This is a genomic window from Belnapia sp. F-4-1 (genome assembly GCF_000802185.1).
Lineage (GTDB): Bacteria > Pseudomonadota > Alphaproteobacteria > Acetobacterales > Acetobacteraceae > Belnapia.
The window spans coordinates 3,252,143-3,265,303 of the sequence record NZ_KN676113.1 but is presented as its reverse complement, the minus strand read 5'-3'; the positions used below and the strand labels follow the sequence as shown (position 1 = coordinate 3,265,303).

14 protein-coding genes are annotated in these 13,161 nt (G+C 72.9%); 6 read left to right on the top strand and 8 right to left on the bottom strand.

Annotated elements, in window-relative coordinates; all coding sequences use genetic code 11:
• Window positions 1-23: 23 nt before the first annotated feature.
• Complete coding sequence (sdhD, locus tag LH62_RS15395; RefSeq protein WP_043362692.1) at window positions 24-422, bottom strand: succinate dehydrogenase, hydrophobic membrane anchor protein; 399 nt, start codon at window positions 420-422, stop codon at window positions 24-26.
• A 13-nt stretch (window positions 423-435) separates the two neighbouring features.
• Complete coding sequence (gene sdhC, locus LH62_RS15390; RefSeq protein WP_369796781.1) at window positions 436-819, bottom strand: succinate dehydrogenase, cytochrome b556 subunit; 384 nt, start codon at window positions 817-819, stop codon at window positions 436-438.
• Window positions 820-1,032: 213 nt separating this feature from the next.
• On the opposite strand from sdhC, the gene LH62_RS32390 reads away from it, so the two are divergent.
• A complete protein-coding gene (locus LH62_RS32390) occupies window positions 1,033-1,164 on the top strand; it encodes a hypothetical protein (RefSeq protein WP_255359995.1) in 132 nt (43 codons plus the stop codon).
• A gap of 15 nt (window positions 1,165-1,179) precedes the next feature.
• On the opposite strand, the gene LH62_RS15385 is transcribed toward LH62_RS32390, so the two are convergent.
• Genes LH62_RS15385 through LH62_RS15360 form a run of 6 tightly spaced genes read right to left on the bottom strand, consistent with a single transcriptional unit; the run spans window position 1,180 to window position 5,830 of the window.
• Window positions 1,180-1,494: a multidrug efflux SMR transporter gene (locus LH62_RS15385; RefSeq protein WP_043362690.1), complete on the bottom strand. Its 315-nt coding sequence runs from the start codon at window positions 1,492-1,494 to the stop codon at window positions 1,180-1,182.
• Complete coding sequence (locus LH62_RS15380; protein WP_043362686.1) at window positions 1,494-3,257, bottom strand: ABC transporter ATP-binding protein; 1,764 nt, start codon at window positions 3,255-3,257, stop codon at window positions 1,494-1,496. Before LH62_RS15380 ends, LH62_RS15385 begins: the two co-directional genes overlap by 1 nt.
• Before the next feature lie 11 nt (window positions 3,258-3,268).
• Entirely contained in the window at window positions 3,269-4,483 is a 1,215-nt protein-coding gene (locus tag LH62_RS15375) for a CCA tRNA nucleotidyltransferase (protein WP_082012591.1), read from the bottom strand.
• Entirely contained in the window at window positions 4,480-4,731 is a 252-nt protein-coding gene (locus tag LH62_RS15370) for a hypothetical protein (RefSeq protein WP_043362685.1), read from the bottom strand. The genes LH62_RS15375 and LH62_RS15370 overlap by 4 nt, the downstream gene beginning before the upstream one ends.
• 3 nt (window positions 4,732-4,734) lie before the next feature.
• The gene (locus tag LH62_RS15365; RefSeq protein ID WP_043362683.1) at window positions 4,735-5,322 is read right to left on the bottom strand and encodes a CoA pyrophosphatase; all 588 of its coding nucleotides are present in this window, start codon (window positions 5,320-5,322) and stop codon (window positions 4,735-4,737) included.
• Between the two features lie 10 nt (window positions 5,323-5,332).
• Window positions 5,333-5,830 carry a DUF1285 domain-containing protein gene (locus tag LH62_RS15360; protein ID WP_043365903.1) on the bottom strand — a complete coding sequence of 166 codons (498 nt, stop codon included), beginning with the start codon at window positions 5,828-5,830 and terminating at the stop codon, window positions 5,333-5,335.
• Between the two features lie 224 nt (window positions 5,831-6,054).
• Here LH62_RS15360 and LH62_RS15355 point away from each other — a divergent pair, with 224 nt between their 5' ends.
• The 5 genes from LH62_RS15355 to LH62_RS15335 are packed head-to-tail and all read left to right on the top strand — an operon-like array spanning window position 6,055 to window position 13,159.
• Window positions 6,055-7,077, top strand: coding sequence for a MoxR family ATPase (locus tag LH62_RS15355; protein ID WP_043362680.1), 1,023 nt, complete (start codon window positions 6,055-6,057; stop codon window positions 7,075-7,077).
• A gap of 56 nt (window positions 7,078-7,133) precedes the next feature.
• On the top strand, window positions 7,134-7,952 hold the full coding sequence (locus LH62_RS15350) for a DUF58 domain-containing protein (RefSeq protein WP_369796780.1): 819 nt from the start codon (window positions 7,134-7,136) through the stop codon (window positions 7,950-7,952).
• A 52-nt stretch (window positions 7,953-8,004) separates the two neighbouring features.
• The gene (locus tag LH62_RS15345; RefSeq protein ID WP_043362676.1) at window positions 8,005-10,710 is read left to right on the top strand and encodes a DUF4159 domain-containing protein; all 2,706 of its coding nucleotides are present in this window, start codon (window positions 8,005-8,007) and stop codon (window positions 10,708-10,710) included.
• Window positions 10,710-12,815 carry a membrane protein gene (locus LH62_RS15340; protein ID WP_043362672.1) on the top strand — a complete coding sequence of 702 codons (2,106 nt, stop codon included), beginning with the start codon at window positions 10,710-10,712 and terminating at the stop codon, window positions 12,813-12,815. The genes LH62_RS15345 and LH62_RS15340 overlap by 1 nt, the downstream gene beginning before the upstream one ends.
• Entirely contained in the window at window positions 12,815-13,159 is a 345-nt protein-coding gene (locus LH62_RS15335; protein WP_043362670.1) for a hypothetical protein, read from the top strand. The genes LH62_RS15340 and LH62_RS15335 overlap by 1 nt, the downstream gene beginning before the upstream one ends.
• Window positions 13,160-13,161: the final 2 nt, after the last annotated feature.

The window sequence follows — 13,161 nt, the reverse complement described above, 5'->3', positions numbered from 1 at the left end:
CCATTCATCTCGGTGGGCCCGCCTCAGACCGCGATCCGGAGGACCGCGAGCGCCGAAGCCAGGGCCAGCAGTACACAGATGGCCTTTACCGCCAGAATACCACCCATCTTCAGCCATTCCTGATTGGCATAGTCCTCGATGATCACCTGCACGCCGGAGGCGGCGTGCTGGAAGCTGATCCCGATGGTGACGAGCAGCAGCACGGCATTCCAGGGTCGGGCGATCCAGGCGACCGTGGTTTCGTAGGACGCGCCGGCCAGCGAGGCGGCCGACAGGGCGAACCAGATCGTCAACGGCAAAAGGGCCGCCGAGCTGACCCGCTGCATCCACCAGTGATGTGTCCCGCCCTTGGCGGAGCCGAGCCCGCGCACCCGACCGAGCGGGGAGCGCATGGTGGTGTTGTCGGCATAGTCGTTCGACATGGGAATGCGCTCCTCAGGCCCAGGCGATGATGGCGATGAGCCAGGTCAGCACGGTGGCGACGGCGGTGCCGATCAGCACCCAGCGGCCGGTCCGGTAGGTGTCCTGGATCTGGTAGCCGTAGCCCGCATCCCAGGCGAGGTGCCGGACGCCGTTCAGCGTGTGGTACCAGGCGGCCGCCGTGAGGCCGAAGAGGCCGAGCAGGCCGAGCCACGAGGACATGAACCACTGCACCGTGGCGAAGGCGGAGGGGCCGGAGGCTGCGGCCAGCAGCCACCAGACCATCAGCACCAGGCCAACCGTCCAGGCCGCGCCGGTGATGCGACCGGCGATCGACAGGGCGCTGGTCAGCTGCCACATGTCATAGACCTGCAGGTGCGGCGACAGCGGACGTTTCACGGGCGAGCCATCCGATCGGCGGCCAGCCATGGTCGCCTCGCGCGAGTCCTGCATGATGGGCATCGGGTCATCCACTCCGGGGGTGCCTGCGACGCTCGGGCCGCGCCGCAGGTCGATTACGGGTATTATTGTGCTCTGCGGCATAGCGTCAATTCCACGAGACGGGTGCGGAATGCATGCCTGCCCATGGTATAGGAATGTTATCCTTTTTCCATGGCCGATTCGCAGCACCCCGACCCCACCCGGCGTCCGCTTTCCCAGCGGCTGCAGCCATTCGCAGAGTTCCTCTACAAGGCAATCCTCGCCACCTCGGCGCTGGTCGCCATCTGGAGGGCCCTGCATTGAGCAACGCGGCGCCGCTCAACTCGTCGCCTTCAGCCCGGCGACTCCGGCGAGGATGAGCGCAAGGCAGAGGATGCGGGCGGCGCTCGCCGTCTCCCCCTCCATCGCCATGCCCCAGAGCGCGGTGCCCGCCGCGCCGATGCCCACCCAGACGGCATAGACCGTCCCCATCGGCAGCACCTGCAGCGCACGGGACATGCAGTAGAAGCTGACGCCCAGGCAGGCGACGGTGGCGAGGCTCGGCAGGAGCCTCGTGAAGCCCTCGGTATATTTCAGCAGCACTGCCCAGACGATCTCGAGCCCCCCGGCGATGACGAGCCAGGTCCATGCCATCACTCCGCCTCCACCGGCGCAGGACCGAATTGGGTATGCACCAGCCGGGCGTACAGCCCGCCCTCGGCCATCAGCGCCGCATGGCTGCCCTGCTCCACCGCGCGCCCCCCTTCCATCACGACGATCCGGTCGGCGTCGCGCACCGTCGCCAACCGATGGGCGATGACGAGGGTCGTCCGCCCCTGGCGCAGCCGGGCGAGCGCGGCGGACACCAGCGCCTCGTTCTCCGCATCGAGGGCGCTGGTCGCCTCGTCGAGCAGCAGCACCCGCGGGTCGCGCAGCAAGGCGCGGGCAAGGGCCACGCGCTGCTTCTGCCCGCCCGACAGCCGCCCGCCCCCCGGCCCGAGCGGCGTCGCATAGCCATCCGGGAGGGCAGCGATGAAGTCATGCGCCGCGGCGGCGCGAGCGGCGGCCTCCACCTCCGCCTGGGCCGCCCCCGGCCGACCACAGGCGATGTTGGCGAAGGCGGTGTCGTCGAAGATCACCGCATCCTGTCCGACATAGGCGATGGCGTCGCGCAGCGAGGCGAGCGTCACCGCCCGGACATCGGCGCCATCGATGCGGACGGCACCGCTCGTCGCGTCATGCAGCCGCGGCACCAGGGCCAATGCGGTGGACTTGCCCGCGCCCGAAGGTCCGACCAGCGCCACGGTCTCGCCCGGCGCGGCGCTGAAGCTCAGCCCCTCCAGCGCCGGCTCGGCCGTGCCCGCGTAGTGGAAGCCGACATCCAGGAATTCGACGCGCCCCCGTCCGGCCGGCAGCGCCCCTGCCCCCGGCGCCTCCACCACCAGCCGCGGCCGGTCCATCACGGCGAAGACGCGGGAAAGGCCGGCCAGCCCCTCCTGCAGGGCGGCATTGAGCGAGCCGAGCGCGCGCACCGGCCGCGAGGCGATCAGCAGCGCCGCGACGAAGCCGGTGAATTCGCCGACCGTCCCCTCGCCCTGCGCCACCCGCCAGCCGACGAAGGCGAGCACGGCGGCGACGGCGATGCCGCCCAGCGCCTCGAGCATCGGGTCGAGGCTCGCCCGCGTCCGGGCAATGCCGAGCAGCGCCGCCCGCAGCCCGCCGAAGGTGCGGGCGGCGCGCGCCTCCTCCTGCTCCTCCAGCCGGTAGGCGCGGACGACGCGGGCGGCGCCGAAGCTCTCGGTGAGTTGCGCCGCCGTCTCGCCCATCCGCTCCTGCATGCCTCCCGAGGCGCGGCGGATGCGCTTGCCGAGGCGGAGGATCGGCACCACCGCGATCGGGTACATCACCGCGGCGATCAGCGACATCTGCCAGTCGAGCCAGACCATGGAGGCGACCAAGCCGATGACGGTGAGCACGTCGGCGCCACCGTTGATGGACTTGGTCAGCGCCTCGCGGATCGCCGCCGCATCCACGGTGAAGCGGCTGGCATGCCGCGCCGGCGCATCGGCGGAGACGGCGGCGAGGTCGGCCCGGGTCAGCGCGTGGAACAGGTCGTTCTGCAGTCGCTCGATCACCCGCAGCACCACCGCCTGCACGGCCACCGCCTGGCCGTACTGCGCCAGCGCCTTCAGGCAGGTGACGGCGACGATGACGGGCGGGACCACCCAGGCGATGGCGACATCGCCCGACGAGAAACGGTCGAAGCCCTGCTGGATGACGATCGGGTAGAGTGCCGTCAGCCCCGCCAGCAGCAGCGTGCAGAGGATGGCCAGCGCGATGCCCCGCCGGTGATGGCCGAGATAGTCCCGCACCAGACGGGCGACGAGGACACGGGAGGACGGGTCGATGGCGGCCATGCGCGGGGGTTTTAGCCCTCGGGCCGCCCGGCGGCCAATTCCCGCAGCCGGGCAAGGCAGGCCTCGCGGCCGGCGGTGCAGCCATCCTCCAGCCACCAGCCCCGCAACGCCGCCAGCAGGCGCCCGACCGAGGGGCCCGGCGCGAGGCCGGCCGCCAGCGCATCCCGGCCCTGGAGCGGGAAGACCGGCCGCTCCAGCGCCTCAATCCGCTGCCGCAGCGCCGTCCAGCCCTCGCCGCCCTGCTCGGCCTCGCCCATCCAGGCGCGGTTCAGCACGGAGGCGTGATCGCAGACGGCCAACAGCCGTCGCAGCACCGCGTCCCCGTCGCCAGGCTTGGGGCGCGGCAGGCGGAGCAGGTCGGCAAGCCCCTCGCGCTCCTCGCCCGAGAGGCGCAGCCGTCCGGCCACCGCCTCGGCCGCCCCTGCTGGCAGCAGGGCGGCGATGCGCAGTAGAGGCTCCACTGGTGCGCCGTTCCCGATGAGCCGCCCGAGCCGAGTGAGGTCCAGCGCCTCCGGCAGCACCGCCGCCAGCACGCCCGTCTCCGCCATCAGCGCCAAGGCCTCGCGCGGGTCGGGCGCCTGCATCAGCCGCTTGAGCTCCATCCAGACCCGCTCGGCCGAGAGCCGCGCCAGCCCCGGCACCGCCGCGCGGATCGCCGCCACCGCCGCCGCATCCGGCGCGCCCGTGCCGTAGCGGGCCTGGAAGCGGAAAAAGCGCAGCGCCCGCAGGTAGTCCTCCTGCAGCCGCGTCGCCGGCTCGCCGACGAAGCGGACCCGCCCGGCCGCCAGATCCGTCCGGCCGCCGAAATAGTCCCAAAGCGCGCCCTCGGCCGAGAGCGACATGGCGTTGATGGTAAAGTCGCGTCGCGCCGCATCCTGGCGCCAGTCGGTGGTCCAGGCGACCTCGGCGTGGCGGCCGTCGGTCGCCACGTCGCGGCGGAGGCTCGTCACCTCCACCGGCTCCCGGTCAAGCACGGCGGTGACGGTGCCGTGGGCCAGACCGGTCTCGAAGACCTTGAGGCCGGCGGCACGCAGCCGCGCGGCGATCTCCTCCGGCGGCAGCGGCGCCGCTACATCCACGTCATGCACCGGCCGCCCGGCCAGCGCATCCCGCACCGCGCCGCCCACGGCCCGTGCCCCCGGCAGCGCGGCCAGCACCGCGGCCGGCGCCCCGCGCCGCAGCAGCCCGGGCGGCGCGAGCCGGTCGGCGGGCGGGTCGTCGCTCATCGCCGCGGTTCCACCCGGTGCGGCACCACCTGACCATCCGGTCCGAGTTGCGCCGGCACATAGACGGTTCCCGGCGCGATGCTCACCGAGAGCCCGTACCAGACCGCTCCGCCGATGCCGCAGACGATTGCGATGGCCAGGGCCCAGACCAACCCGGTCGGCACCGCCTGGCCGGGATTCAACCGGCGCCAAAGCAGGAAGCCGCCCAAAGGCGCCAGGAACAGCAGCAACTCGATCAGATAGAACAAGGATTACCCGCGCAGGACCCGGGCGAGGTTGACCAGAATGGCCGCCGTCGCCCCCCAGATATAGTGTCGCTCGTGCGGCCAGACCCAGAATTCCCGCATCCGGCCACGGAACTCTGCATTCCGCCGCTCCGGCGCCTGCGGGTCGAGCACCACGGAGAGCGGCAGCTCGAAGGCCTCCTCCACCTCGCCCGGCTCGGGGGTGAGGTTCAGCGGCGGCGGCACCAGCCCGACCACCGGGGTGATGCGGAAGCCCGTCCCCGTGGCGTGGTGCGGCAGGCGCCCGAGCAGCTCCGGCAGGCGGGGATCGAGCCCCACCTCCTCCGCCGCCTCGCGCACCGCGGCCGCTTCCGGCGTCTCGCCCGTCTCGATCCGGCCGCCGGGGAAGCTCACCTGGCCGGCATGGGAGGACATCTTCGCTGCCCGCAGCGTCAGCAACACGCTCGGCTGCGGGTGGAGGACGATGGGCACCAGCACCGCGGCGCCGATCATGCGGGCCGGGCTCAGCCCCTCGGAGTCGTCGGAGGCGGTGACGCCGGCACGGGCCAGCGCCACGGGGTCGGCCATGCGCGCCGCGATCTCAGCGGCGGTCATCGCAAGCCGGTCACTCGGCGGCCTGCTCCAGGGCCCGGACCTCGTCGATCGGGAAGAAGACGCCTTCCGACCAGACGCCCAGCATCTCGCGCCCATCGACCATCTCGGTCTGGCCCAGCGCCACCAGTTCATAGAAGACGGCGCGGTTGATCTTCGCCTCGAGGCCGGGGCGGATGGTCACATAGGGCCGCGGCTCGCGGGTTCGCGGACAGAGATGCACCCGGATCGGGTGCTCGGCATTGGCGGTGACGATCTCGTCAAGATTGGTGCGGAAGGTCAGGCACTGCTTCGGCGCGCAGCCGTCGCCGCAGTCGCAGTCGCGCCAACACATCTCGACGGCGATGAAGGGGGCGTCCTCGACCTCGATCCGGCCGCGCTCCACCGGCGTCTCCAGCCAGTAGCTGCCATCGGCCTCGCGTCGCAACACGCTGGCGAAGAGGCAGACCAACTCCTTCCGGTTGATCGGACTGCCCTGGTAGTACCAGGTGCCGTTGCGGTCGATCCGCATCTGGAAGTTCTGGGGCTGGGGCCTTGGCCGCGCCGGTTTGCACGCCGGGGCCTGCGTCGCGGCCCGGCCGATCACTCCGTCCTGCACGCCGCATTCTCCATTCACCGCTTTGTCCATGCCCTGCGAGGCCATAGGCTACTGCCGCTCCCTGTCCCGTGACGCGATCCGTCCCCGGGGCGCCTCGAATAGGAAGCGCTGGGGGTCATATAGGGATCGAGCCTGGGATGGTTGAAGTGGCGGATACAGGATTGGGTAACTCTTCGGCAGATGCCGCAACATTGGTCGCCGAGGTCGAGGCGCTCGGCGACCGGTTGCGCCAGGTCCGCGACGCCATCGGCCGGGTGATCTTCGGCCAGCAGGCGGTGGTGGACCATACCCTCATCACCCTGCTCTCCGGCGGCCATGCGCTGCTGGTCGGCCTGCCCGGCCTCGGCAAGACCAAGCTGGTCGAGACCCTTGGCGCCGTGCTCGGGCTGGATGCCAAGCGGGTGCAGTTCACCCCGGACCTCATGCCGGCCGACATCATCGGCTCCGAGGTGCTCGAAGAGAGCGAGGGCGGCCGCCGCGCCTTCCGCTTCCTGCAGGGCCCCGTCTTCTGCCAGCTGCTGATGGCGGATGAGATCAACCGCGCCAGCCCGCGGACCCAGTCCGCCTTGTTGCAGGCGATGCAGGAGCAGCGGGTCGCCGTCGCCGGCGTCGTCCACCCCCTTCCCGCCCCCTTCCATGTGCTGGCGACGCAGAACCCGATCGAGCAGGAAGGCACCTACCCGCTGCCCGAGGCGCAGCTCGACCGCTTCCTGCTCGAGGTCGAGATCGGCTACCCGGACGAGGCCGCCGAGCGTGCCATGCTGCTGGCCACCACCGGCGCGCGGGAGGCGAAGCCGCTCCAGGCCCTCGGCGCTGCCGAGCTGATGGCGGCCCAGGCCCTGATCCGCCGCATCCCGGTCGGCGAAACCGTGCTGGATGCCATCCTCACCCTCGTCCGCACCGCCCGGCCCGAGGGCTCGCCCATCGAGGAGCTGCGCCGCCAGCTCGCCTGGGGTCCCGGCCCGCGTGCGGCCCAGGCGCTGATGCTGGCAACCCGCGCCCGCGCCGTGCTGGATGGCCGCCTCGCCCCCTCGGTCGAGGATGTGCTAGCGCTGGCCGAGCCGGTGCTGCGCCACCGCATGGCCCTCACCTTCTCCGCCCGGGCCGACGGCGTGCAGCTCGGCGACGTCATCGCCCGGCTGAAGGACCGCATCGCCTGAGCGCCCCGGCCAAGACGCTCCAGGCCGAGGCGCTCGGCGCCCGCCTGCCGCCGCTGGTGGTCGCCGCCGACCGCGTCGCCGCCACCGTGCTGCAAGGCGTCCATGGCCGGCGCCGCAGTGGCCAGGGCGATGCCTTCTGGCAATACCGCCCCTTCCTTCCCGGCGATTCCGCCACGCGCATCGACTGGCGGCAGAGCGCCCGTTCCGACCGGCTCTTCATCCGCGAAACGGAGTGGGAGGCGGCGCAGACTGTCGCCTTGTGGAGCGATGCCTCCCGCTCCATGGAGTGGACCTCCGGCCCCGGCCGCCCCTCGAAGCGGGAGCGGGCCGACCTGCTGCTCGCCGCACTCGCCTCCCTCGTGCTGCGCGGCGGCGAGCGGGTGCGGCTGATCGGCGGCGGCGGGCGCAGCCATGCCGGGCGGGCGGGGCTCAACTCGGTCGTCGAAACCGTCTCGACCGTCGTCAAGTCACGCTCCCTGCCGCCTACCGATCCCGGCCTGCCGCGCCATGCCCGCTGCGTGCTGATTGGCGATTTCCTTGCCCCACTCGAGGAGATCCATGCCGCGGTCGCAGCACTCGCCGCCCGGCCGGTGCGCGGCCATATCCTCCAGGTGCTCGACCCGGAGGAGGAGACGCTCGGCGAGAGCAACCGGCACTACAGCGGCCGCGTCCTGTTCGAATGGGCCGGCGATGCCTCGGTTCTGGTGCCGCGAGTGGAGACGGTGCGCGGCCTCTATGCCGAGCGGCTACGGCAGCACCGCGCCGGGCTCGCCGCCATCGCCGCGGCGGCAGGCTGGACCTTCCTCACCCATCGCACGGACCAGCCCCCGGCACAGGCCTTGCTGGCGCTCTGGCAAGCCCTCGCGCCAGACTGAATTCATCCCAATCTAGGTGGAGTGACGCTTTGCCCCACTCCTTGAGGGCCCGATGCTGAACCTGGGCCCCATCGCCTTCGCCGCTCCCTGGCTGTTGCTGGCGCTGCCGGCGCTGCCCGTGCTGTGGTGGCTGCTGCGGGTGACGCCGCCGGCGCCGCGCCGCATCGCCTTCCCCGCCCTCCGCCTGTTGCGCGACCTGCCCGTCGCCGAGGAGACGCCCTCGCGCACGCCCTGGTGGCTGCTGCTGCTGCGGATCGCCGCCGCCGCCCTGCTGATCCTGGGCCTGGCGCGACCGGTGCTGGGGCCGGGCGCGGGGACCGCCGGCGAAGGCACGCTGCTGCTCGTCATCGATGACGGTTGGGCGTCCGCCGAGGACTGGCCGGCACGCATGGCGGCCGCCGGGGGTGCGCTCGACCGCGCCGGGCGCGAGGGCCGCCGCGCCGCCCTGCTCGCCACCGCGCCGGCCGAGACCGCGGAGCCGCCGCGCGTCATCGGCCCCATGCCGGCCGAGGATCTCCGCAGCCGCCTTGCTGCCCTGCGCCCGAAGCCCTGGGCGCCCGACCATGCCGCCGCGCTTGTTGCCTTCCGCGCCTGGCGCTCCGCCAATCCCGGGCCCATCGCCAGCCTCGACCTCAGCGACGGGGTGGAGCACGCGCCTTCCGCCCTCGCCGAGGCGCTTGCCGGCGCCGGCGCCCTCACCCTGGCCCGCGCCGAGGCCCGGCCCCTGCGCCTGCTGCTGCCGCCCGCGGCGGAAGCCGACCGGCTGCGCCTTCGCCTCCAGCAGCTGCCGCTGCCGGTGGCGAGCGAGGCGGTGGTCCTGGCGCGCACCGGCGACGGGCGCGCCCTCGGCCGGGCGACGATTCCGCTCGCTGCCGGGGCAATGGAGGGCGAGGCGGCGCTCGAACTGCCGGTCGAGATCCGCAACCAGGTCGTGCGGTTGGAGATCGAGAACACCGCGGGCCCAGGCGCCGTCACCCTGCTCGACGAGCGCTTCCGCCGGCGCCCGGTCGGCCTGCTGCCGGGCGTCGAGGAAAGCGCCGATGCGCCGCTGATCGGCGACCTCTTCTACCTGGACCGTGCGCTGGCCCCCTTTGCGGAGCTGCGCCGCAGCCCGCTCGACCGGCTGCTGGCCCGCCCCATCGCCGTGCTGGCGCTCGCCGACCGCCCCGTCGCCGAGGGGCCGGAGCGGGAGGCGCTGACGCGCTGGGTGGAGGCCGGCGGCACGCTGATCCGCTTCGCCGGACCGCGCCTCGCCGATCATCCGGACAGCCTGCTGCCGGTGCCGCTGCGGGCCGAGCGCCAGCTCGGCGGCTCGCTGTCCTGGGAGCAGCCGCAGCACCTCGCCCCCTTCCCTGAGGGATCGCCCTTCGCCGGCCTCGCCATCCCGGCCGAGGTGACGGTGGAGCGACAGGTCCTCGCCGAGCCTTCGCCCCGCCTCACCGAGCGCAGCTGGGCGCGGTTGAGCGATGGCACACCGTTGGTCACGGCCGAATCGCGTGGCAGCGGGCGGATCGTGCTGTTCCACGTCACCGCCAATGCCGAATGGTCGAACCTGCCGCTCTCGGGCCTGTTCGTGCAGATGCTGCGGCGGATCGTGGCGCTCTCGGCCGGTGTCCAGGGCGCCGAGGGCGAGGCACCATTGGCCCCGATCGAGACGCTGGACGGCTTCGGCCGGCTCGGCCCGGCGCCGCCCGCGGCAGCGGCCATCCCCGCCTTGCAGGTCGAGACGACGGCGCCCTCGCCGCGCAACCCACCCGGTTGGTACGGCACGCCGGGGCAGGACCCATCGGCCATCGCCTACCGGCGGGCACTCAATCTCGGCGGCGCCATCCCCGCCCTGCGCGCCGCGCCGCCGCCGCCGCCCGGGACCGGGCTGATGGACATCGGAGGCGTACCGGCCGAGCGCGACCTGGGCCCCTGGCTGCTGGCCGCAGCGCTGCTGCTGCTCGCCGCCGACCTGCTGATCGGCCTGCGGTTGCGCGGGCTGCTCCGTCCCGGCTTTGCCCTGTTTGCGGTCCTGGCGCTGGCGCAACCGGCCGCGGCGCAGGGTCCAGACCCGTCGCCCGCGCTCGCCACCCGCCTCGCCTATGTCGCCACCGGCGATTCGGGGCTCGACGACGTGCAGCGGATGGGCCTCGTCGGCCTGTCCGACTTCATCAACCGCCGCTCCGCCACCGCCCTCGCCGACCCGGCGGCCGTCACACCGGGATCGGACGACCTTTCCTTCTATCCGCTGCTCTACTGGGTGGTGACGGCTGAGGCGCCGCAGCCGGATGCCGCGGCCGTCGGCGCCCTGAACGAGTTCATGCGCAACGGCGGCATCATCCTCTTCGACACGCGCGACGACGGCTCGGGCGAGGGCTTCGCCCCCGGCGCCCGCGCGGCGCTGCGGCGGGTGACGCGCGACCTCGCCATCCCGCCCCTCGCCCCGATCGGCGAGGACCATGTGCTGAAGCGCTCCTTCTACCTGCTGCCCGACCTGCCCGGCCGCTTCGCCGGCGGCCAGGTCTGGGTGGCGCGCGACCAGGACCGGGCGAATGACAGCGTTTCGCCCGTCATCATCGGCGGACATGACTGGGCCAGCGCCTGGGCGATCGATGCCCGCGGGCAAAACCCCTTCGCCACCATCCCCGGCGGCACGCGGCAGCGGACGCTGGCCTACCGCTTCGGCATGAACCTCGTCATGTACGCCCTCACCGGCAACTACAAAGGCGACCAGGTGCATGTGCCGGCGATCCTCGAAAGGCTCGGCAACTGATGCAGCAGGCGCTCTCGGGCATCGACTTCGCCCCCGTCCTGCCGGCCTGGCTGATCGCGGCCCTCGCCGTGCTGGCGGTGCTGGCGCTGGTCCCGGCCTTGCTGCGGCGGGCCCGCGGCGTGGCGCTGCGGGCGCTTACCTTCGCCCTGCTGCTGCTGGCGCTGGCCAATCCGCGCCTCGTGGAGGAAACGCGGGAGACGCGGCCCGATGTCGCCCTCCTGGTCGTGGACCGCAGCGACAGCGCCCGCATCGGCAGCCGCGCCCAGCAGATCGAGGCGGCGCGCGCCGGCATCGAGGCGCGGGCGGCGAAGCTCCCCGATCTCGAGCTCCGCACCGTCGAGGTGCCGGAAGGCGGCAACCAGGGCACGCGCCTTTTCACCGCGACCGAGCGGGCGCTCGCCGACATCCCCCGCGCCCGCCTCGCCGGCGTCATCGCGCTGACCGACGGGCAGGCGCATGACGTGCCGGCCGCGTCTCCCATCGAGGCGCCCTTCCACGCCTTGCTGCCGGGCCGCCCGGGCGAGACCGACCGCCGGCTGCGGATCGTCGAGGCGCCGGGCTTCGGGATTGTCGGACGCTCGGTCGAGCTGCGCGTCGCGGTCGAGGATCTCGGCATCCCGAATGCGGCGGGCGCCGCCCGCCTTTCCATCCGCCGCGATGGCGCGCCGGCCCGCATCGAGAGCGTCCCCGTCGGCCGCGAGCATCGCATCGAGGTGCCGATCGAGCGCGGCGGCCCGACCGTTGTCGAGCTCGCCGCCGAGGCGCGTATGGGCGAGGTCTCGGAACTCAACAACCGTGCCGTGGTCACCATCACCGGCGTGCGCGACCGGCTGCGCGTGCTGCTCGTCTCGGGCGAGCCGCATGCCGGCGAGCGCACCTGGCGCCGCCTGCTGAAGGCCGATCCGGGCGTCGACCTCGTCCACTTCACTATCCTCCGCCCGCCGGAGAAGGACGACCTGACCCCGCTCAACGAGCTGGCGCTGATCGCCTTCCCGGTGCGCGAGCTGTTCCAGGTGAAGCTGCGCGAATTCGACCTTGTCGTCTTCGACCGCTTCGCCAATCGCGGCATCCTGCCGCCGGCCTATCTGCGCAACATCGCCGATTACGTCCGTGGCGGCGGTGCGCTGCTGATGTCGGTCGGCCCGGAATTCGCCGGTCCGACGAGCCTCGCCAATACGCCGCTCGGCGCCGTGCTGCCGGCGCGGCCGGCTGCCGGGGCGGGGCAATCCGCCGTCGCCGAGGGCGCCTTCCGCCCCAGCGTGACGACGGTCGGCGCCCGGCACCCCGTCACCGAAGGGCTTACCGGCGCCAACCCGGACGAGCGGCGGGCGGCAAGCTGGGGCCGCTGGTACCGCAGCCTCCGCGTCGACCAGCGCGGCGGCACGGCGGTGATGGACGCATCCGACGGCGCCCCGTTGCTGCTGCTCGACCGCGTGGGGGAAGGCCGCGTTGCGCTGCTGCTGTCCGACCATATCTGGCTGTGGTCGCGCGGCCATGACGGCGGTGGACCGCAGGCGGAACTCCTCCGCCGCGCCGCGCATTGGTTGATGCGCGAACCCGAGCTCGAGGAGGAAGACCTGACCGCCCGGATCGAAGCCGGCCAGCTCGGGATCCAACGCCGCAGCCTGGAGGCCGGCCCGCCGCCCGAGGTGACCATCACCGCGCCCGATGGCAGCACGCAGCGCCGGCCGCTCGAAGCCGGACCCGGTGGCCATGCCGCGGCTCGGTTGCCGGCCGAACAGCCGGGCGTCTGGCAGGTCTCGGACGGGCGGCGCAACGCCTTCGCTGCGGCGGCGGCGGCCAACCCGGCGGAAGTTGCCGATCTCCGTGCCGACCCGGCTCGCCTCGCCCCGATCCTCGCCGCGACCGGGGGCGCCGCCCGCTGGCTTGGTACAGCGGCCGAGCCTGCCCTGCCGGAGCTGCGCCGCGTTAGCCCCGGGCGGGATGCGCGCGGCGGCGATGCGCAGACCGGCTGGATCGGCCTCCGCCGCAACGGCGACCATACGGTGACCGGCATCTCCGCCATGCCGCTGCTGCCGCCCTGGCTGGCCCTGCCGATGGTGCTCGGCCTCGCCGTCTTCGCCTGGCGGCGGGAGGGACATTGATGCGCCGGCTGCTGCCCCTGGTCCTGCTCGCAGGCTGCGCCACCGGCCCGAGTCTCGAAAGCCGCCTTGCCGCCACCATCGGCCAGAGCGAATTGCAGGTCGTCGAGACCTTCGGCGTCCCCAACCGCACTTATGACACCGGCGGCCTCCGCTTCCTGCAATATGAGGAGCGGCGCCAGGTGCTGCATCAGCTGGACCCCTATTGGGGGGGCTACCCCTATGGCCGCTTCGCACCCTATCCGCTCGCCAGCCCGGTGCTGCTGACCCGCTCCTGCGACATCACCTTCGCCTTGAAGGAGGGCCGGGTGCAGTCCTTCACCACGCGCGGCGACGACTGCCGCTGAGG

Coding starts and splice junctions, on each gene's coding strand:
- LH62_RS15335 (WP_043362670.1), top strand. CDS start 12,815: ATGCGCCGGCTGCTGCCCCTGGTCCTGCTCGCAGGCTGCGCCACCGGC.
- LH62_RS15375 (WP_082012591.1), bottom strand. CDS start 4,483: ATGAGCGACGACCCGCCCGCCGACCGGCTCGCGCCGCCCGGGCTGCTG.
- LH62_RS15340 (WP_043362672.1), top strand. CDS start 10,710: ATGCAGCAGGCGCTCTCGGGCATCGACTTCGCCCCCGTCCTGCCGGCC.
- LH62_RS15345 (WP_043362676.1), top strand. CDS start 8,005: ATGCTGAACCTGGGCCCCATCGCCTTCGCCGCTCCCTGGCTGTTGCTG.
- LH62_RS15385 (WP_043362690.1), bottom strand. CDS start 1,494: ATGGCATGGACCTGGCTCGTCATCGCCGGGGGGCTCGAGATCGTCTGG.
- LH62_RS15355 (WP_043362680.1), top strand. CDS start 6,055: ATGGTTGAAGTGGCGGATACAGGATTGGGTAACTCTTCGGCAGATGCC.
- LH62_RS15380 (WP_043362686.1), bottom strand. CDS start 3,257: ATGGCCGCCATCGACCCGTCCTCCCGTGTCCTCGTCGCCCGTCTGGTG.
- LH62_RS32390 (WP_255359995.1), top strand. CDS start 1,033: ATGGCCGATTCGCAGCACCCCGACCCCACCCGGCGTCCGCTTTCCCAG.
- LH62_RS15365 (WP_043362683.1), bottom strand. CDS start 5,322: ATGACCGCCGCTGAGATCGCGGCGCGCATGGCCGACCCCGTGGCGCTG.
- sdhD (WP_043362692.1), bottom strand. CDS start 422: ATGTCGAACGACTATGCCGACAACACCACCATGCGCTCCCCGCTCGGT.
- LH62_RS15360 (WP_043365903.1), bottom strand. CDS start 5,830: ATGCGGATCGACCGCAACGGCACCTGGTACTACCAGGGCAGTCCGATC.